The organism is Polycladidibacter stylochi, assembly GCF_001562055.1.
Lineage (GTDB): Bacteria > Pseudomonadota > Alphaproteobacteria > Rhizobiales > Stappiaceae > Pseudovibrio > Pseudovibrio stylochi.
Genome location: NZ_LLWE01000024.1, coordinates 272,524 through 293,497, shown reverse-complemented (window position 1 = coordinate 293,497; position 20,974 = coordinate 272,524). Strand labels below are relative to the sequence as shown.

At 48.6% G+C, this 20,974-nt stretch carries 16 protein-coding genes; 4 read left to right on the top strand and 12 right to left on the bottom strand.

Annotated features, from left to right (window positions below):
- Positions 1-17 precede the first annotated feature (17 nt).
- The 8 genes from AYK67_RS07785 to AYK67_RS07750 form a co-directional block, all read right to left on the bottom strand.
- On the bottom strand, positions 18-992 hold the full coding sequence (locus AYK67_RS07785; protein ID WP_068084584.1) for a precorrin-2 dehydrogenase/sirohydrochlorin ferrochelatase family protein: 975 nt from the start codon (positions 990-992) through the stop codon (positions 18-20).
- The gene (locus AYK67_RS07780) at positions 970-3,669 is read right to left on the bottom strand and encodes a nitrate reductase (protein ID WP_068084581.1); all 2,700 of its coding nucleotides are present in this window, start codon (positions 3,667-3,669) and stop codon (positions 970-972) included. The genes AYK67_RS07785 and AYK67_RS07780 overlap by 23 nt, the downstream gene beginning before the upstream one ends.
- Positions 3,662-4,018 (bottom strand): nitrite reductase small subunit NirD, encoded by a 357-nt coding sequence (nirD, locus tag AYK67_RS07775; protein WP_068084578.1) that lies wholly within the window; start codon positions 4,016-4,018, stop codon positions 3,662-3,664. Before nirD ends, AYK67_RS07780 begins: the two co-directional genes overlap by 8 nt.
- Entirely contained in the window at positions 4,015-6,477 is a 2,463-nt protein-coding gene (nirB, locus tag AYK67_RS07770; protein ID WP_068084575.1) for a nitrite reductase large subunit NirB, read from the bottom strand. Before nirB ends, nirD begins: the two co-directional genes overlap by 4 nt.
- The gene (locus AYK67_RS07765) at positions 6,474-8,261 is read right to left on the bottom strand and encodes an ABC transporter ATP-binding protein (protein ID WP_068084572.1); all 1,788 of its coding nucleotides are present in this window, start codon (positions 8,259-8,261) and stop codon (positions 6,474-6,476) included. Before AYK67_RS07765 ends, nirB begins: the two co-directional genes overlap by 4 nt.
- A gap of 9 nt (positions 8,262-8,270) precedes the next feature.
- A complete protein-coding gene (locus AYK67_RS07760; RefSeq protein WP_068084570.1) occupies positions 8,271-9,353 on the bottom strand; it encodes an ABC transporter permease in 1,083 nt (360 codons plus the stop codon).
- Between the two features lie 60 nt (positions 9,354-9,413).
- Entirely contained in the window at positions 9,414-10,760 is a 1,347-nt protein-coding gene (locus AYK67_RS07755; protein WP_244266897.1) for a CmpA/NrtA family ABC transporter substrate-binding protein, read from the bottom strand.
- A gap of 366 nt (positions 10,761-11,126) precedes the next feature.
- The gene (locus AYK67_RS07750) at positions 11,127-11,564 is read right to left on the bottom strand and encodes an Lrp/AsnC family transcriptional regulator (RefSeq protein ID WP_420800597.1); all 438 of its coding nucleotides are present in this window, start codon (positions 11,562-11,564) and stop codon (positions 11,127-11,129) included.
- A gap of 157 nt (positions 11,565-11,721) precedes the next feature.
- Between AYK67_RS07750 and AYK67_RS07745 the strand changes: the two genes are divergently transcribed.
- Both AYK67_RS07745 and ctlX read left to right on the top strand, forming a co-directional pair.
- Positions 11,722-12,804, top strand: a complete 1,083-nt coding sequence (locus AYK67_RS07745; protein ID WP_156453086.1) for an ornithine cyclodeaminase — start codon at positions 11,722-11,724, stop codon at positions 12,802-12,804.
- 31 nt (positions 12,805-12,835) lie between these two features.
- The gene (gene ctlX / locus AYK67_RS07740; protein ID WP_068084561.1) at positions 12,836-13,777 is read left to right on the top strand and encodes a citrulline utilization hydrolase CtlX; all 942 of its coding nucleotides are present in this window, start codon (positions 12,836-12,838) and stop codon (positions 13,775-13,777) included.
- Between the two features lie 59 nt (positions 13,778-13,836).
- On the opposite strand, the gene AYK67_RS07735 is transcribed toward ctlX, so the two are convergent.
- On the bottom strand, positions 13,837-14,598 hold the full coding sequence (locus AYK67_RS07735; protein WP_082735704.1) for a TetR/AcrR family transcriptional regulator: 762 nt from the start codon (positions 14,596-14,598) through the stop codon (positions 13,837-13,839).
- Between the two features lie 405 nt (positions 14,599-15,003).
- Between AYK67_RS07735 and AYK67_RS07730 the strand changes: the two genes are divergently transcribed.
- The gene (locus tag AYK67_RS07730; RefSeq protein WP_156453085.1) at positions 15,004-15,894 is read left to right on the top strand and encodes a TAXI family TRAP transporter solute-binding subunit; all 891 of its coding nucleotides are present in this window, start codon (positions 15,004-15,006) and stop codon (positions 15,892-15,894) included.
- A gap of 74 nt (positions 15,895-15,968) precedes the next feature.
- On the opposite strand, the gene polA is transcribed toward AYK67_RS07730, so the two are convergent.
- Positions 15,969-18,902: a DNA polymerase I gene (polA, locus tag AYK67_RS07725; protein ID WP_068084557.1), complete on the bottom strand. Its 2,934-nt coding sequence runs from the start codon at positions 18,900-18,902 to the stop codon at positions 15,969-15,971.
- 48 nt (positions 18,903-18,950) lie between these two features.
- Entirely contained in the window at positions 18,951-19,817 is an 867-nt protein-coding gene (locus AYK67_RS07720) for a DUF2092 domain-containing protein (protein WP_068084554.1), read from the bottom strand.
- 154 nt (positions 19,818-19,971) lie between these two features.
- Between AYK67_RS07720 and AYK67_RS07715 the strand changes: the two genes are divergently transcribed.
- The gene (locus AYK67_RS07715) at positions 19,972-20,316 is read left to right on the top strand and encodes an SMR family transporter (RefSeq protein ID WP_068084551.1); all 345 of its coding nucleotides are present in this window, start codon (positions 19,972-19,974) and stop codon (positions 20,314-20,316) included.
- Between the two features lie 7 nt (positions 20,317-20,323).
- Here the strand turns inward: AYK67_RS07715 and AYK67_RS07710 are convergent, their stop codons facing one another.
- Complete coding sequence (locus AYK67_RS07710) at positions 20,324-20,827, bottom strand: FxsA family protein (RefSeq protein ID WP_068084547.1); 504 nt, start codon at positions 20,825-20,827, stop codon at positions 20,324-20,326.
- Positions 20,828-20,974 lie beyond the last annotated feature (147 nt).

The following is a 20,974-nucleotide window of genomic DNA, read 5'->3' as shown; positions in this document are numbered from 1 at the left end:
TAGAATTTACAGTTTCACTATTCACGACTTATAATTACCGTCATAGGTGCATAAGGTGTTGTTAGTTCACTCAATGGCAAACGCTTAGCTTCACGGCGGGCGAGTTCCAAAATTTTATGACAAATGCCATTCTCATAGTAAATAGTATCCGCTGTTTGCAGCACACGTAAATCGCGCAGCGTTATATAATCAGCCCCAGCTTTGGGCGCATGGACATATTGTGCCATCGGCTGCGAGATCAACTCGGCACCAGCATCGCTTTCAGCTAGTTTTTTGAAAAGAGCCGTTGTGGTGGACGCATTTAAGAGGGAATTACTGCTCTTTTCCGTCCAGATATGGGATGTAAAATTATGCCAGAAACGTCGTCGTTTGGTGCTTGTCGAAAACCTATCCATAACCATGGGCCGCAATGATTGTGCAAGCCGGGCGATTTTAGCAAGATGAAGCGGTAAAACGGCTTCCAAACGTTGCCGAATGGCCTGACCGAGAACCGGAGCAGCACCTGAGGTGGAAATGCCCACCACACATGGTCCGCGATTCACAATCGAACCGAACTGAAAATCACAGCAGTTCGGCTGATCGATAATATTTACCAATAAATTGTTTTTTTTTGCTGCCTCATAAAAAGCCTGTGCGGCGCCTTGCTCGGTTAAATCGGCCAGAGCAAAAGCTTTTCCGTTAAAGTCATTCTCTTGCCAACCGCGGTTATATAACCGCGCTCGCGGGCTATTATCCACCAGCTCTTGCAGTTCTTTGCTCGTCTTAACATGCCCGGTTACAAGTTCAACACGCGCCCCTGCGGCAAGAATTAATTCCAGTTTCCATTGAATGGCATCACTGGCACCGACCATGAGTACGGTACTACCTTGCAAATTAAAGAATACTGGTAGGACAGAAAGCTTATCAATACGTACCGGACGATGCCTTGCACCCGGTGCAGCCTGCTTCACATCGGTATGTGCCAGCTTGTTATGCATGTTGGTGTTGATCATCGAGCAACCTCCCCAGTTCTGTACGACATGAACCGCAATTACTGCCAGCACCTGTGCAAGTGCTTAATGCCTCAAGTGAATTTGCACCATCTTTAATGGCCGCCTCCAGTTGGTAGCGCCCGACACCCTCGCAGGAACAAACAATCGGCCCCTTAATCGGTTGATCTCCAGCAGGTTGACCGGCCAACAACTGATGACGATCTAAGCCGCGAGGCAAAAGCTGCGTCAGGTGTTCGGCAATGTAATCGCGCTGCACCGCAATTGGCTGGGCATCGCTATAAACCAAAGCTTGCAGGGCCTGTGAGTTACTAAGTCCAAATCGTTCTCCGCCTTGCGTACTGGTGTAGCTGAAACTCTCCAATTGTGCTGCGACCAGTTTATCCAGCCCGAGCAAATGCAAGACCTCTTGCTTCTCCAAGTGACGATGATGTGCAAACTCCAGCCGCCAACCACCAGTGCAGGGCACAGCCGCCGCATAATCAACTGTTTGCACCCGCGGGCGATGCCGACTTACAGCAAAACCATAGACAGCCCCTTCGTAGCGCTTTAATTGCACTTGGCTGTGTTTAAACGACGGTTGGCCGGATATCGGGCAAGTATTTGGCTGAACCAGCTTATCTATGCGTGCATTGCTGGCAAACTGGTCACTCCAATGTAAAGGAACGAAGACTTCTCCGCTCTTTTGTGCGTCGCTTTTCAAAGCACGGAGCCGGACCACACCAAGCGCATTTGATAGGGTAACCACATCACCCGCTTGCAATCCGAGCCCGTCAAAATCAGCTGGAGACAACGCTACAAAGGGTTCGGGTAGGTGACCGCAAAGCCTTTCAGATAGGCCAGAGCGCGTCATGGTGTGCCATTGGTCACGTAAACGTCCCGTATTTAGGTGAAAGAGTTTTTGGCGCTGTTTCTGGCGTGGCTCGCCATAATCTTCAGGTGGCGCTGCACAGATAAATCTGGCCTTGCCGTCTGCGTGATAAAACCAACCATCAGCAAAGGAGCGCTTGTTTGAGTTATCGCTTAGCTGTTTTCGAGCAGGCCATTGAAATGGCTCTAACTCATTGTAATTGCCTCCACTTACTTCTTCAAAGAAGCTGATATCAAAGTCTCGCTCATTGCCGTCTTTCAGTGTATTTTGTAACCCTGATAATGCCGCATGCTCGCGAAAAATTTGCGCCGGGCTACTGTAATCAAAAGCATGAGCGAAGCCCATGCGCTGCCCCACTTGCGCAAGCTGCCAAAAGTCTGGCATCGCTTTGCCCGGCGTTGACATAAATGAACGTTGTCGCGAGATACGTCGTTCAGAATTGGTAACAGTGCCCTCTTTTTCACCCCAAGCGCTGGCGGGCAACAAAACATGCGCAGAGCGGGCTGTGTCTGTATTTGCAGTAATGTCCGACACCACCACAAACGGGCAGGCTTGCAAGGCTGCCTCTACCTTGGCGGCTGCTGGCATGCTAACCACCGGATTGGTATGCATAATCCAGAGTGCCTTGATCTTGCCTTTACGCACCGCCTCGAACAGCTCAACAGCCTTTAGCCCTTGTTTTTGTGGAAGTTTTGGCGCATCCCAAAACGTCTTTACAAGCTTGCGATGCGCTTTGTTTTCCAAATCCATATGCGCAGCCAACATGTTGGCCAAGCCGCCAACTTCGCGCCCGCCCATGGCATTGGGTTGCCCTGTCATGGAAAACGGACCGGCCCCGGGCCTACCAATTCTCCCGGTTGCCAAGTGGCAATTGATGATGGTGCCAGCCTTCTCGGTTCCACGGCTTGACTGGTTGATACCCATGCTAAACACGCTGACCGTTTTTTCATGGGCCGCAAAAAGGGCGTAGAACGCATCAAGTTGCGGTTGGCTCAGGCCTGTTGCCTTACGGACGGCGCCTTTATCCCAGTGTTTGGCCGCCGCGCGTGCAGCCTCAAATCCCTCTGTATGACCTTTGATGAAATCCGCATCGCATTGGCCATTGGCGACGAGATAATTGAGCAGCCCGCAAAAAAGCGCCGTGTCACTATCTGGCAAGATGGGCAAATGCACATCAGCCAGATCAGCGCTGGCGGTGCGGCGCGGGTCTATCACTACCAGTTTTTGATCTTTTCTCTTACGCACGGCTTCTATGCGCCGCATCAGCACCGGGTGGCACCACGCGAGGTTTGAGCCAACCAGCACAATAAGATCCGCCTCCTCCAAATCCTCATAGGTGCAGGGAACATGGTCGGCACCAAAGGCTCGTTTATGCGCCGCTACGGCGGAGGCCATGCAAAGCCGCGAGTTGGTATCGATATTGGCTGAGCCAATAAACCCCTTCATCAACTTGTTGGCGACGTAGTAGTCTTCGGTGAGCAGCTGGCCTGAAACATAAAACGCGACAGAGTCCGGCCCGTAACTGGCAATCGCCTCACTGAAGTTGCGGGCCACCAAATCCAGCGCATCGTTCCAATCTGCCTTACGCCCGTAAATACGTGGTGTGAGCAAGCGCTCTTCAGTGCCAAGTGTTTGCGCCAAAGCGCTGCCCTTGGAGCACAGCCTGCCATAATTGGCTGGGTGCTCTGGGTCGCCTTTAATCTCAACCGTCCCATCGGCCTGTACGCTTGCCAACACCCCGCACCCAACCCCGCAATAGGGGCAGGTGGTCTTTACCGGCGGAGAGGTCGCTTCAGTGTGTTCATCCATCGGCTTCACCGGCATAACTGGCCAAGGGGCTGGTACATAGCCGGATAACACCGTCTACCACTTCAACGGGATAACGGCTAACCGCGCCTTGATCTGCCCCTTGGGCCTCTCCGCTACTTAAGGAAATCACCCAGTTATGCAATGGGCAGGTCACGCAATCGTCATGCACGATGCCTTCGCTCAGTGGCCCTGCATTGTGAGGACAGCTATCCTCCAATGCAAAGACCTTGTCATTGGCGCTACGAAACACCGCAATCGTCACGGATCCCAGTTTGACCTTGCGGGCACCACGCACGGGAATATCCTCTAGACGGCCAATTTCCAGCCAGTTTTTACTTTGGGCATTCATTCTGCAGCCTCCGAGCTGATGGTGGCAAGGGGGGTGAACTCATGCGCATCGTGGCCGCTCACCCGCTCCTCCCAAGGGTCCACTTGGGCTACTTTTTGCGATTGGACGAACCGCTCAAAATAGGCTTTGCGCGCTGTGGCATCATTCATTAACCGATCACGGATTTCATCGAAGCCAATGCGATGGGCCCATTTATAAATTCGCTCCAGATAACGGGCCTGCTCGCGGTACATCTGGGTTAAGGCCACGATGTATTCCAGCGCCTCATCTTCGCTCGGGACAGTGCACAGCACTTCAGTTCCGCGAATTTCCAAGCCCGCCGCGCCGCCAAAGTGGATTTCATAGCCGCTATCAACGCAGATCACGCCGATGTCTTTGCACGTCGCTTCGGCACAGTTGCGCGGACACCCAGACACGGCAAGTTTGAGCTTGGCCGGTGTCCATGAACCCCACATGAACTTTTCCAGCCGGATACCAAAGCCGGTGGAATTTTGTGTACCGAAGCGGCACCAATCAGTACCAACGCAGGTTTTTACCGTCCGCAATCCCTTTGCGTAGGCATGGCCGGAAACAAATCCCGCTTTGCCCAAATCCTCCCAAACAGCTGGCAAATCATCCTTGGCAATACCAAGCATATCGATGCGCTGACCACCGGTGACTTTCACCGAAGGGATGTTGAATTTATCGACCACATCGGCAATTGCACGCAATTGATTAGAGGAGGTCATCCCGCCCCACATACGCGGCACAACGGAGTAGGTTCCATCCTTCTGGATATTGGCGTGAACGCGCTCGTTAATGAAGCGGGATTGATAGTCGTCTGCATAATCACCCGGCCAAGCGCAAACGAGATAATAGTTCAGTGCCGGGCGACATTTGGCACAGCCGCATGAACTTTTCCACTCCAACTCCTGCATGACTTGCGGAATGGTACGCAGCCCCTTTGCGATAATCAGCCGCCGTACTTCGTCGTGACCCAAATCAGTGCAGGGGCAAACCGGTGTCACAGCCTGCGGGTTGTAACTATCGCCTAACTGATAGGCGAGGAGCTGTTCCACCAAACCAGTACAGCTGCCACAAGAGGCACTGGCTTTGGTGTGGGCGCGCACCTCATCGAGGCTTGTTAAGCCTTTGTCTTTGATCGCACTGCAAATAGTTTGTTTGGAAATGCCGTTACAGCCACAAATTTCGGCGTCATCCGCCAAGGCTGCAACGGCTGACATGGGGTCCACTTGAGCGCCCCCCTGATAGGCTTGCCCAAATATCACCGTTTCGCGCATTTCGCTAATATCGGTTTGCTTCTTGAGCATATCGAAGAACCACGGTCCGTCCGATGTCTCGCCATAAAGCACCGCGCCGATAATACGATTATCCTTCAAAACCAACCGCTTGTAGACACCGGCACTGGCATCGCGCAAAACAATCTCCTCGCGGTCACTGCCTTGCGCAAAATCACCCGCCGAATAAAGGTCAATGCCGGTTACTTTAAGCTTTGTCGCCGTTACCGATCCTTGGTAGTTACCTGCCTCACCGAGCAGGGTTTTGGCCAGTTCCTTGGCCATGTCATAAAGCGGTGCCACGAGGCCGTAACACATGCCGTTATGCTCGGCGCATTCTCCAAGCGCGTAAATATCGGCCACGCTGGTTTGCATGGCGTCATTTACAATAATACCGCGGTTCACTTCGCAGCCAGCATCCTTAGCCAAGGCAGCAGAAGGACGAATGCCCACCGCCATGATCACCATTGTGGTTTCCAGGACGCGACCATCTTCCAGCTCCAAGGCGTTGACACAGCCATTCTCGGCAATAATACGCTTGGTACTGGCCTTAGTGAGCACATTAACTCCTAAGCGCTCAAACGCTTGGGCAAGCAGGTAGCCCGCGGCCTCATCCAACTGCCGTTCCATCAAAGTTGGCATGAGGTGAAGAACGGTGACCTCCATGCCTTGTTGCTTTAAGCCTGCGGCCGCTTCCAGCCCCAACAAGCCACCGCCAATAATAACAGCATGACCACCGCTTTGAGCGGCGGTTAGCATGGTTTCCACATCGTCCAGATCGCGGTAGGTGACAACCCCGTTCAAGTCTGCCCCTTCAATCGGCAGAATGAACGGAGAAGACCCTGTGGCGATAACCAATTTATCATAGGCGGCAATGCGTCCGCTCTCGCTGATTACCTGCTTGGTCTCGCGATCAATTCGAGTTATTTTTTCCCCTTTATGCAAGCAAATTCCGTGTTCAGCGTACCAAGCGTCATCGTGGGTGATGATTTCTTCGTAGCTCTTTTCTCCCGACAATACGGGAGAAAGCATCAGGCGGTTGTAGTTTACCCGCGGCTCACTATTAAAAATAGTAATGTCAAAGGCGTTGCTGTCCATTTCCAACAGATGCTCAAGCATGCGCCCCGGCGCCATGCCGTTGCCGATGATAACCAGTTTTTGGCGATTGTTTACTTGTGTCATTGGGCTGCCCCCAAATTTGCGTTTTGTCTTGCAATACGTGCGGCGCGTTTGGCCGCTATAGCTTCCAGCTGTTCTGGTGCCGGGTTGGCACCTCCTTCGTACGCTTCCAGGAATTCCAGCAGTTCCTCGCGATAGGCGTAGTAATCGGGGTGTGCCATGAGTGCCTTACGGGTGCGAGGCCGAGGCAGATCCACCTCCATAATGTTGCCAATAGTGGCATTGGGTCCGTTGGACATCATCACCACACGGTCAGCAAGCAAGATGGCTTCGTCCACATCGTGGGTGACGCAAATCGCCGTTACCTTGGTCTTGCTCCATACGTCCATGAGCAAATCCTGAAGTTCCCAACGGGTGAGGCTATCAAGCATGCCGAACGGTTCATCCAGCAGCAGCACCTTAGGAGAAAGCGCAAAAGCGCGGGCAATACCAACCCGCTGCTTCATGCCGTTGGAAAGGTCACGTGCCAGAGTATCTTTCGCGCCAGCGAGACCCACTTTGGCGAGATAATAGCTGCAGATTTCATCACGTTCGGCCTTGGTTTTATTTGCAAAGACCTTTTTCACCCCAAGCGCGACATTCTCATAGGCACTTAGCCAAGGCATCAGCGAGGGGGCTTGGAAAACCACCGCTTTATCCGGCCCTGCCTTGGTGATAGCTGTACCATCGAGCGAAATTGTGCCTTTTGTAATCGGATTTAGCCCCGACACCATGGAAAGCACAGTGGATTTACCGCAGCCCGAGTGACCAATAAGCGAGATAAACTCGCCTGATCTAACATCAAGCGAGAGATCATCTACAACGGTCAGCGGGCCTTTGGGCGTCGGGTAGACCTTGCTGATATGCGAGAGTTTTAAAAACGCATCACTTCCTGCTGTTACAGCCTTCGCGCTGTGGGCAGAAAACTTTGCCAGATCAAAAGCGGTTTCTTTTTCTTGTACATAGGCACCTGCCGATTGCTTTTGCGGCAATGCCACAACTTTTTGCGTTTTTTCAATTGCAGGCTTACCAGTATTTTCTTCCTGCAAGAGTAAGAAGTCGATGATGTTGGCACGCAGTTCAATATAATCGGCGTTGGAATTAAGGGTGCTGCGTTCGCGCGGGCGCGGCAGCGTGACCTTGAACTCCGGCCCTAAGTTTGCCCCTGGCCCTTTGGTGAGCGGTATCACCCTATCGGCCAGCAGCAATGCTTCATCCACATCGTTGGTAATGAGGATCATGGCGCGTTTTTCAGCCTGAGAAATCTGCGCAAATTCATCCTGCAGTTTTGCGCGGGTGAGGGCATCAAGTGCGGATAGCGGTTCATCAAGCAACAGCAATTCGGGCTGCATAGCCAAGGCACGTGCTACGGCAACCCGTTGTCGCATGCCGCCAGAGAGTTCGGCCGGCTTGCGCTCTGCTGCATGGCTCAGGCCAACCGTTTCGATATAACGCGCGACCAAAGCATGACGCTCTGCCTTTGTAAGCTTGGTATGAACGGCATCGGCTGCAAGCGCTATGTTTTGCCGAACACTGAGCCACGGCAACAGGGAGTAGGATTGGAAGACAACGCCGCGCTCCGGCCCCGGTCCGTCAATCTCCTTGCCTTTGTAAATCACACCGCCTTCGTCAACCGATATCAAGCCAGCCAGTGCCGAAATGAGCGTGGTCTTGCCGCTGCCAGAGAAACCAAGAATGGCAACAAACTCTCCGGCATCGACCTTAAGGTTGATGTTATCCAGCACTGGGCGCACAACATCGCCCGCCTGAAAGCTTTTCGAGAGGCCAGATATTTCCAATAGGGTCATGGCTGGCTCCTAAGTCGTTTCTGTGTAGCTGACGAGGTTTTGTAGCGCGTACATGAGCCTATCGAGCATGAAACCAATTAGTCCGATGGTGAGCACCGCAAGAATAATCCTTGCCAAAGACTGGCTGGACCCATTTTGGAATTCGTCCCATACGAACTTGCCGAGGCCGGGGTTTTGCGCCAACATTTCTGCAGCAATCAACACCATCCAGCCCACACCGAGTGACAGCCGAAGGCCGGTAAAAATTAGTGGCAGCGAGGATGGCAGTACAAGCTTGCGAATGGTGGTGAAGGTTGAAAGCTGCAAAACCCGGCCCACATTCATCAGGTCTTTATCAAGCGAAGCCACGCCAAGCGCCGTGTTTATCAGCGTGGGCCAGAGCGAACACAAGGTTACAGTTACCGCAGAAACCAACAGGGACTTTGGCATAAATTCCCAAGGCTGCGCATAAGTCGCACTCACCACCATGGTCACAATTGGCAGCCATGCGAGTGGCGAAACCGGTTTGAAAATCTGGATAAGCGGGCTCATGGCACCATTGACCAAGCGCGATAGGCCACAGGCAATTCCGAGCGGGACCGCAACAACGGTTGCAATGATAAAGCCTAGAGAAACAGTAAACAGCGACGTGACAATCTGGTCCAGATAGGTGGGTTTACCGGTGTATTTGCGTTGCTTCACCTTATCAGCTTTGCCAGCTGCAATAAGCTTGGCGTTGCGGGCATCTTGGCGCTCATAGAATGCGGCTGCTTTATCCCGTTCACGCTGATGATCCTGCCAGAGGTTTTCTGCTTGCGCCCAAACGGCTGCCGGGCCGGGGATTGCACCAAGCGATGTTTGAATGCGCGGTGCCATGGTGCCCCACAAAAGCAGAAAAGCAAGAATGCCAATGAGAGGGAGCAGTAAAACTCGGGACAGCTCTATGCTTTGTTGGCGCGGGTTTTCGCCAGCGCCCATGCGAAGCACAGGGACAAGAAAGCTAATACCAAGGCGCTCGCAAACCATTGCGGATTTACGCATAACCGTTTGCAGTTGCGGTACAAGTTTACTTTCGGCCGTTTTTGTACTTGAGGTCGAGGATGAAACACTCATCACGAAGTCCTTCCGATTTAATAGGATGGTGACGGGCATAGGCCCGCCTGCCTTGGCTATTTATTGGCCTTCGGTTACAACGCGCGCGTTCTTGACGGTTTGACCAGCCTTCAGGCCGATTTTCATACTTTCAAGATATGCATTGGGCTGGCGACCATCGAAGCCAATGTTATCGAGGAAATCTTCAGCAGGTGTTGGTGCTTTGTAGCCATCGCTTTGCCATGGAAAGTCTTTTTCGCTTACATGCCCTTCCGCGAGAAGTTCTTTGGCCGCTTTGAGGTAAATATCTGGACGGTAGACACTTTTGGCAGTTTCGTCATACCAGCTATCATCCTTATGCGTGCTGATTTGCCCCCAGCGACGCATCTGCGTTAAGTACCAAACTGCATCTGAGTAGTAAGGGTAGGTGGCAAAATAGCGGTAGAACACGTTAAAGTCTGGAACAGCGCGAATATCACCCTTCTCGTACTCGAAAGTGCCTGTCATCGAATTAGCGATTACATCCACATCCGCGCCCACATATTCTGATCGGGAGAGAATGACCACCGCTTCCATGCGGTTAGCATTATTGCTCTCATCAAGCCATTTTGCAGCGCGGATCAAGGCTTTGGTGAGTGCCAGTGTGGTATTCGGGTTCTTCTCGGTAAACTCCTTAGTAAGACCAAAAACTTTCTCCGGATTGTTCTTCCAGATTTCATAGTCGGTGATCACCGGCACGCCGATGCCCTTAAACACTGCTTGCTGGTTCCATGGCTCTCCGACGCAATAGCCATGAATAGTGCCTGCTTCCATTGTTGCCGGCATTTGCGGTGGCGGGGTAACCGATAAAAGTGCATCGGCCTGTAGCTGACCACTCACATCAGTATCCGAATAGAAACCAGGGTGCACACCACCAGCTGCCAACCAATAGCGCAGCTCGTAGTTATGGGTAGAAACAGGGAAGACCATGCCCATTTCAAAGCTTTTGCCTTCATCTTTCAACTTTTCGATGACCGGCTTAAGCGCTCTTGCTGAAATTGGGTGCTTGGGTTTGCCGCTCGCATCCTTGGCGATATGCGGTAGCATTTCTTGCCAAATCTCGTTGGAAACAGTGATGCCGTTGCCGTTCAAATCCATAGAAAACGGCGTTACAATATGTGCCTTGGTGCCATAGCCAATTGTTGCGGCTAGCGGTTGACCGGCCAGCATATGGGCGCCGTCGAGCTCGCCGGTGATGACACGATCTAACAGGACTTTCCAGTTTGCTTGCGGCTCGAGTGTAACAAACAGGCCCTCATCCTCGAAGTAACCTTTCTCATAGGCTATCGCCAGCGGAGCCATGTCCGTTAACTTGATAAAGCCGAGCTTAAGCTCGTCTTTCTCCACGTCTAAGGGAGCGGCAAGGCTTGGGCTAGCCATTGCAACCATGCCCAAAAGTGCCGTTGAAAGGGATAATCCATTTAAAAACCGTTCTGCAATTCTTCTCATTTCGATATCTCATGGCTCTCTACAAAGGGCGATAAAGAACGCGGTAACTGCATGTGGGTAGCTCTCATGCAGCTATTCGCAGTGACGGGGCCCATTGGTGAGATGTGCGCCCCGTGAGATATCTAGCAATTGCTATGCCATACGAAATTATACTTAAATCACAATAATTTAAGCTTTTACTTATCTACCAAAAAGTACTTATTGACTATTTCATAACCTGAAAGAGATTAAAATTGATGCACTAAATATTTTGCCAAATAAATGGGCAACTCTGACGCCTTTCTTTATAATACTCAGAGTTTTTATTTATATAGAACTTAACAGTAGGCTCGTTTCACTGTTCAACACACCATCAATCATACGAACTTCGCGTAGAATTCGGTCGAATTCTGCGAGTGAACTTGTATTAACTTCTGCCACTAAATCCCACGCGCCATTCGTTGTGTGCAACTTGGTTAGCTCCGGCATGCCACGCAGTCGCTTTACCACTTGCGTGGTTGATTTGCCGACGACCTCAATGAGCATAATCGCACGTATAGTGTTTTCGTCGTAATCCTCGCGTACCCGTATGGTAAACCCCAATAGAGCCCCACTGGCCAAAAGGCGGTCTAAGCGATTTTGAACCGTGCCACGTGACACTTTGAGAATGTCGGCCAGCTTTGCAAGCGGCGCACGTGCATCATTGCGCAGTAGCGATATTAGCTCTCTATCCAATGCATCAAACTGATGCTTTGCGTCACTCACCATTACTTCCCTTCATGATTCAATTGTCATTTTTATATTTTGACCTAGCAATTTTTATAGTAATTGCCAAAATATTTGTTTTTCTTTGATATGTTTTTTGAAAATGACCGTTTTTAAGCTCTAGGCAACACAAGTTTTATAAAAAACAGGAAACCCAATGGCTATTACCCCACCAAAAGGCATTAATCTGGTTCCATTTGTCAGCGTTGACCACATGATGAAACTGGTCCTGACCCTTGGAATCGATCGTGTTTTAACCGGAATTGCTGAATTCATTGAGAGTGATTTTCGCCGTTGGGAGCTGTTTGATAAAACCCCCCGCGTGGCCTCGCACTCTAAAGAGGGTGTGATAGAACTGATGCCTACCAGTGATGGCGAGGTCTATGGCTTCAAGTATGTTAACGGCCACCCCAAGAATATGAAGGAAGGGCTACAAACCGTCACTGCATTTGGTGTGTTAGCTGATGTGGATTCCGGTTATCCGCTCATGCTTTCAGAAATGACCCTATTAACAGCACTTCGCACTGCCGCCACATCTGCTGTTGCGGCTAAATATTTAGCGCCGCAGAATTCCAAGGTCATGGCGATTATCGGCAATGGGGCACAATCTGAGTTTCAAGCACTAGCGTTCAAAGCGATTTTGGGTATTGAAGAGTTACGCCTCTATGACATAGATCGGGTGGCAACTGAAAAATGTATGCGCAACCTTGCCGACTATGGCTTGAAGATGACTGCCTGTAGTTCGCCAGAAGAGGCGGTAGAAGGCGCACAAATTGTCACCACAGTAACCGCGGACAAGCAGTATGCCACCATTTTAACCGATAACATGGTGGGTGCGGGCATACATATTAACGCTATTGGCGGTGACTGCCCTGGTAAAACAGAACTGCACAAAGATATTCTGTTGCGCTCGGATATTTTTGTTGAGTACCCGCCGCAAACGCGAATTGAAGGCGAAATACAACAACTACCGGATGACTACCCTGTTAACGAGATTTGGGAAGTCATGTGCGGTGCGAAAGTGGGCCGAAAGGATGCGCGCCAAATAACACTGTTTGACAGTGTGGGCTTTGCGATTGAGGATTTCTCGGCACTTCGGTTTATTTACAGCCAATTAAAAGAAACCGGCATGTTTGAAAATCTGGATATGATTGCAGACCCAGATGAACCACGGGATTTATTCGGTATGCTGTTGCGAGCTTCTGCGCAAAACAACGATTTACCATCACCTACTTTTTAAGCCCGCCTAAGCCTGCACAGGAGCCAAAAGAATGAACCTTACAGCACCGCTTATACGCCCTTCAGTCCAGGCTCCTGCCGCTATTGTTATGATCAGGCCCCATCACTTTAGCGTTAATGAGGAAACAGCCTGTGATAACGCCTTTCAACGCGTAGCTAATGCCAGTGCACACTTAGCACAACAGGCTTATCAAGAAATAACCGTTGCGGCACAGACACTCGAAAAGCACGGGGTAAGGGTTCATTTGTTTGAAGACGAAGGCACCAAGACCCCTGACTCTGTTTTTCCCAATAACTGGTTTTCAACGCATGCTGGCGGTCATATTGCCATTTACCCCATGCATGCTGAAAACAGGCGAAAGGAACGCCGCACAGATATTATTGAAATGCTCAAGCAGCAGTATCGTGTACAAGATGTCATTGACTATTCCGGCCTTGAGCCAGATGGGCTTTTTCTTGAAGGTACAGGTGCCATGGTATTGGATCATATTGACCGGGTTGCCTATGCCGCTGAATCTACTCGTACCGATCCAATCGCACTGGAGCGCTTTTGCACCCACTTTAATTATGAGCCAATGGCCTTTGCCAGTGTAGACGAGAGGGGTACTGCGATTTATCATAGTAATGTGATGATGTGCATCGCCACAGATTTTGCCATGATCTGCCTTGATTCTATTGTTAATCCCAAACGGCGCGAAGAAGTTGCAGAGCGACTACAGGCGTCGGGCCGAGATGTGATAGCATTAAGCCATGCACAAATCGCCAATTTTGCTGGTAACGCTATTGAACTACAAGGAAGTAGTAACCGGCTGTTAGCCCTTTCCAGCAAAGCTCTAGCTGCATTAACAGCCGACCAAAAGCAAATTCTTGAGAAAACAACCGAGCTGGTTCCCCTGGATATATCCAGTATCGAAATGGCTGGCGGCTCGGTGCGCTGTACAATTGCAGGCATTCATCTAACCAAACGAGCTTGAACAATTAAGCTACTGAAATAATAGCGTACTATCCTAGGGTAAATTCTGGTTTGGCTTAGCTACTTGCTATTAGCGGCATTCATCGGCCAAGCAATATCTTCAAAATTATCGGAAAGTTGCTTTTGTGTCTCAGGCTCCATGAGATCTTCATCCTTGGCATCAATTGGCTCTTCAGTTGATGCCATAGTCACCTTAGGCACATAAGTTGCGGTTTCTTCCAAACGCTTTTTGGGAAGGGTTAAAGAAAGCGCTGCTTTTTCTTGCTTGGCATTATTGATGAGTAAAGCTGCTGCAAAGCGGGCATCTTCCGCCGCGCCTTTAAAAGTGCCGACTTGCGCCGAAGCAATTGCCCCTTCTTGTAGGATAAGTATTTGTCTTGCGATCATTGCCGGTTGTTTAAAGTCAGCCTCAATTGCCAAACTATGGTAATAATTCAATAAATCTTGCTTGTTATCTTTGGCAATTACCTTAGCAAAGCTATCATCCTTTTGAAACTCAGAGACAGCTTTTACCAGCATACAGCCTTTAAAGGCAGGGTCTTGAAACCATTCCTCCAATGCATCGAAAACGGCGAGTAGTTGCCCACTTGGTGTTGAAGCAAGTTGCTTAACTCTTTGCTTGAGCCACCTACGGAAATTATGGTCTCTCAACTTTAAAGTTGCCGCTATGAGTTCATCTTTTGAATTAAAATGATTGTATATTGATGTTTTGGAAATGCCGACCTTTTCTGCCAACTCGTCCATTCCAGTCGCGCTAAAACCGTTTTGATAAAAAACCTTGAGGGCAGAGCTGATAAGCAGATCTCGTTTTGTCGGCCGCACTTGTTTCTCCCAAGGATTCTTGATTATGAATTTTATTAATCTCTTAGCAAAATATCCTTTCACAAACCCTACTTTTTTATTCATTACTTTAACAGCGAAAACCTTTATTGTTCTAGTATCTTATAGTTTACTGATCGGTACATACATAATAAAACATGTTTACCGACCGGTTCATTTTCATGTAAATTTTATATTATATTTACTTCTATTTTCACCGCTGTTTAATTTGTATGTATTAATCACTATTGATATAGAAAAACCTCATTACTAAAAAAATATCTATTTTACTAGTACGTATTTAAATCATAACTTCGTCATATTAAATATTAAGGGTTCACACTGAGCAATCAGATAATCAATATAAATATTTATATTACTTGAAGCTATATGCAGAGAGCCAAAGATATGAAGTCTTTTCGTAGTTTCGTAGCTGTTGCCATAGGGCTAGCAGCCAGTATTTATTCAGTACAAAGCTTGGCAGAGACGAAAATTCGTATTTGTTCAGGTTCTGAAAACGGCAGTTATCATCAAGCCGCACTCATGTACCAAAAGGCATTGGAACGTGCGGGTTTAGATAGCGAGGTGCTCTTCGACACTGGGGGCTCTATCGGTAACAAGGATATGGCACTCAATGATGAGTGCGAAGTATTTCTTGCCCAACCTGATGTAATTGCCAACTTAAAACGTGAAGAACCCGTTGAGGCCAAACGGCTCATGACACTCGCCTCATTGCATGACGAGTATATTATCTTGCTAACCCATAGAGATGGGAAAGTTAATGAGCTAAGTGATTTAGAAAGTTACGGGAAAGAAGCAAAAATTGTTGTGGGGGATGTTTATGCTTCTGGTGCGGCGGCAACTTGGGCGAACCTAGTTGCTGAGGATAGCGACTATGGCGAGGTTACGATTGCCACAGAAGAAGATGATGCCGAACTCGCTTTAGAAGAGTTGGTACATGGAAATGTAGATGCCATTTTGCTTGTAACTGGTATGCAGGCCAACCAAGTGTTGATTGAAGCCCAACACCTTTCGGATGATATTATGATAGCACCGATGGATGATGGCGATGTGGATGATGCAAAAGATATTGATGGCAACAAAATGTTGTTCTCAGCTGGTGTCCCTTGTAACCATTTGACTGAAGGGCTTACCTCTTGCACCTTTGGCAAAACAAATACCTACAAGATGACCGCACAGCTTTATGCATTGCGGGACAAATTCACCAAAAAAGAGCTTAAAAAACTGCGCCGCGCGGCAAGGGCTTCGGCAAAAGTAATTCGTAACGCTTTGAACTAAATAAATCGCTGCGAAAATTAAATAACCCCGGCCAAACACCGGGGTTTTTTGTTTGAGGTTATTTTTTATAGAAGCTAATGTGCCTCGTCCCAGTTACTAGCAGCTTGCGCGTCAACCTTAAGCGGAACAGAGAGTTGAAGTACTGGCTCGCACGCATTTTCCATTATGGCTTTTACAACCGGAATGGTGGCGTCAACTTGCGCTTCCGGCAGTTCGAAAATCAATTCATCGTGCACTTGCAACAGCATCAGCGCTTCCAAATTGGCGTCTAAAAGCGCTTGATCCATGCGCATCATAGCGCGGCGAATAATATCGGCCGCCGAACCCTGTATGGGGGCATTAATTGCTGCACGCTCATAGAACTGACGCATATTGGGATTTTTAGTGTTCACATCGGGATAGTGTGCACGGCGTCCAAATATGGTTTCGACATAACCATTGGCGTGCACAAACTTCTTTGTTTCCTCCATATACTCCTGAATGCCTGGGAAGCGCTGGAAGTACATTTTGATATAATCACTCGCTTCACCGCGCGAGATACCTAGCTGATTGGCTAAGCCAAAGGCTGAAATCCCATAGATAATACCGAAGTTGATGGCTTTAGCCTGTCGGCGCACCATGGGGTCCATCCCCTCAATCGGCATGTCAAACATTTCCGAGGCGGTCATGGCATGAATGTCCAGACCATCAGCAAATGCGTTCTTTAGCTGCGGGATATCTGCCATGTGAGCCAGAACACGCAATTCAATTTGGCTGTAATCTGCTGAAATCAGCTTATTACCTGCACCCGCTACAAATGCCTGACGGATTTTACGGCCATCTTCTGTACGCACCGGAATGTTTTGCAGGTTCGGCTCGGAAGACGACAAGCGTCCGGTTGTCGTCGAGGCCAGAGAGTAGGAAGTATGAACACGGCCAGTTTCATTATTGATAAAGCCGGGCAGCGCATCGGTGTAGGTTGATTTCAGCTTTGCCAGCTGGCGCCATTCAACAATACGGCTTGGCATTTCATGGCCCTGAGCGGCCAAATCATCCAGTACTTGGGCAGAAGTAGACCATGCACCTGTTTTGGTTTTTTTACCGCCGGGAAGCCCCATTTTGCCAAAGAGAATTTCCCCTAGTTGTTTGGGGCTGGCGATATTGAAGTTTTCACCAGCCAAACTGTGAATTTCAGATTCTAGCGCTGCTGCTTTTTGGGCAAAATCACCAGACAAGCGAGATAGCATTTGCCGGTCGATACTGACACCGCGTTTTTCCATAGTTCCCAGCACCTGAACCATTGGCCGTTCCAAGCGCTCGTAAACTGTTGTGACTTGCTCGGCAGGCAAACGCTTTTTCAATATATGCCAGAGACGCAAGGTAACATCTGCATCTTCAGCTGCGTATGCCACCGCCTTTTCAATTGGTACCTTATCGAAGGTGATCATCGACTTACCAGAGCCGCACACCTCTTTAAACGGAATGGGTTTGTGGTTCAGCCAGCGCTCGGACAACTCGTCCATGCCATTGCCGCCTCGGCCAGCATCCAGTGCATAGGAAAGCAACATGGTATCGTCGTAGGGGGTGACTGTGATGTTGTATCTGGAAAGGACCAGCCAATCATATTTCAGATTCTGGGCGATTTTTAAAACCGCTGGATTTTCCAAAAGGCCTTTGAGAACCGGTAGGGCTTCATTCATGGCAATTTGGCCGGGCAGCAAACCACCACCACCTAGCAAATCCCCTTCACCATCAACATGGGCCAGCGGAATGTAGCAGGCCTTGCCCGGCGCCAACGCCAATGAAACACCCACCAGTTCTGCCTGCATCGCATCTAGCGATGTTGTTTCAGTATCAACAGCCACATAACCTTGAGCAATGGCTGCGTCGACCCATTGTTGCAGTTGTGCCAGTGTTGAAACTGTTTCGTAGCTTTGTGTATCAACGGGAATAGCTGCTTGCTCGGCTTGGGCTTGTGCAGCTACTTGTGAAGCTGTCCAGCTTGCTGAAGCGCTATTGCCCTGCGTGGCTGTTTCTTCCTGTTGTGTCTCAGTTGGTACAGTAGCCCAACCGGCAATTTCAATCTCGATTGGTTCTATTTGCGCCACATCCGTAGCTGTAATCTCGGCAACTTTACGGGTGAGCGTGTTCAGCCCGATGGCTTTTAAAAAACCGATTGCTTTAGCACCATCGAGCTCGGCAACAGAAAAATCTTCAACCGGTGTTTCTACTGGTACGTTTTCTTCCAGCTTAACCAAACGCCATGAAATGCGGGCCTGCTCGGCGAATTCAATAAGGTTTTCGCGGCGTTTTTTTTGTTTAATCCCTTCAGCGCTGGACAGAAGGTTTTCCAGATCACCATATTCGTTGATTAAAAGCGCAGCAGTTTTAAGTCCAATGCCCGGTACACCCGGCACATTATCCACGCTATCGCCGGCAAGCGATTGGACTTCCACCACCTTATCCGGTGCCACGCCAAATTTTTCTTCGACTTCAGGAAAGCTAATTACTTTGTTTTTCATGGTATCAACCATGCCGATTTTATCGGTCACCAGCTGCATGAGATCTTTATCGCCCGACGCAATAGTTACCTTCGCCCCTTGCGCTGCCGCTTGGCGCGCATATGTGGCGATCAAGTCGTCTGCCTCATAGCCTTCCTGCTCAATGGCCGGGACATTAAATGCTCGCGTAGCTTCTCGAATAAGGCCAAATTGCGGGATCAGGTCTTCCGGTGGCGGTGGGCGATGCGCTTTGTAGTCTGGATAAAAGTCGTTGCGAAATGTTTTGCCCGATTTATCAAAGATAACTGCCAAGTGTGTTGTGGCGTGACCAGTTTCTTTTTCAAAACCCGATTGCAATAGCTTCCATAGCATGTTGCAAAACCCGGAGACCGCGCCAATAGGAAGACCATCCGGTTTACGTGTGAGTGGGGGTAGCGCATGATAGGCGCGAAAAATGAAGGTAGAACCATCCACCAAAATCAGGTGATCGTTCTCGTTAAGAGCGGGGGCAAGACTTGTTTTTGACATGGTGCGATCATGCCCGCCAGCGCTGACAATTAAAAGAGCATAATACCACTATTCAGCATTGTTTTTTTTCTCTTTTAAGCTGTCGATTATACGAGATCTAAATTGTCCATAATCAACAGCGCCATCTGGAGGAATAAACTCAAACAAGTCCTCATTAAGCGTGTTACCGAGATACCAATTCTTGTAGTGCAAATGTGTTTGTGGTTGACCCTTCAAGTGCTTGTGGGTCAAGATTACATACAATGGCAGCAGTGTGCGTTCATCTATCCAGATTTGCCAGTCAATTTCCTTATTAAAAAAAGCAAGGTGATGAGCGATGCCCTCAATTATTTTCTCGCGGCCAATGTAAAAGGCTGATTGCGTGTAGTTATCTATAACATTGCTGGTATTTCGCTTTAGGAGCTCAACACCGGGTAGACGTAACTGGAACTGGTAGGAAAGCTCATCCATCAATCCTCCCAGGGTGCCTTCATAATTTCCCTGAGTGTACAAATTACGTTTGGCATCAAAATATGTCACGATACCATGCGCATAAATCAAAATACCCTTGCCACTTGCTTTTGGGAATGTGAGGCGTATCTTACTATCGCCCTCGACGGCTACTTGATATTCGTAGACGAAATTTATTGGAATATTACCTTTAAACACCCTCTCATCACTCACAAAAACATCTAGCTTCATCGCTTTTTGTTGCTCAAGCTTCAGTAGTGAGGATTTAAGAAGGTCAATTGCTTGTATATCCCTTCTTTGCGGGATTTTTTTTAAATTTCTCTCGGTGTTTTCATTCGTCGTTGCCTTAATTACCGAGTGAAATTTGTTGTGATTTTCTTCCTTAGCTCGCGCATTACCAATTGCTACAGTAAGGTATAGGAGACTTATAAAAAGCAAGACCCACCAACGGGATAAGGTAACCATATAATGTCATTATCCTTTCACAAGTGGTGTGATACTAGGGCTACTTGCCCACTATTATAAAATAGTTTTACAAGGATCCTTTGAAGACAAATGGTCAATTTTTCATTGATGTATGTATTATCACAGGTCTGAAAGCATTAATTGAAAGAGTAAAATGAAAGTCACATTAACGGCCTATCTCTCACTTGGTCTCGCAATAATCATGGAAGTTGCTGGCACATCACTTTTAACTGTTTCAGAACAGTTTAGCCGCCTCTTACCTTCAATTGGTGTTACCGTTTGTTATGCGGCCTCGTTTTATTTCCTATCCATCTCACTTAGCAGCTTTCCGGTGGGTATTGCCTATGCCATTTGGAGTGGCCTTGGCATTTTGCTTATCAGCTCAATCGGATATTCTTTTTTCGGACAAACACTTGATATTCCTGCAATTATTGGACTTGGCTTTATTCTTGTTGGCGTGATTATTGTTAATGTGTTTTCCAAATCATCCTTGCATTAGCCAAAGGCTACTTTTTCCAAGGGCTTTCATCATCGTTATTATCAGTATCTCGATGCCATTCGCTCTCTTGCAAATCAATTGTTTTATGATTGTCACGATTGCTTTGATTGCTGTTACGGTCACCACCTTGCATTTTTATATTAACTTCACGAACTTTTATGTTCTTTTTCATGGTTGCAATAATAGCCGAGCGTACAGCGGGTATAAAAAGAACCAGGCCAAGTGTATCGCTAATAAAGCCCGGTATTAAAAGCATAATACCTGCAAGGACGATAAACGCGCCGTGGAATAACTCTTCGTTTGGTACTCTGCCTGCATTCATCTCACCATTTATTCGCATCAAGAGAGACAGGCCCTGTGTACGTAGCAGTATAGTGCCAGCAATAGCCGTGAGCACCGTTATTAAAATCGTTGTTAATGCACCAATTTCGCTACCAACCTGTACGAACGTATAGATTTCCACTGTAGGAATAAGAATGAATGCTGCGAGCATTACAAATGGTGCGGACATGGGAGCGCCTTGTTTTTTGGGTAATTGGTACCAGTTATTTACAATGTTACATTATATTTGTCCGCCAAACAGAATTGCAATGTGATATAAGTCAAATTGGCTAATACAATGTGATTTTGGCCACAGGACAATCAGTATAACAAGAAA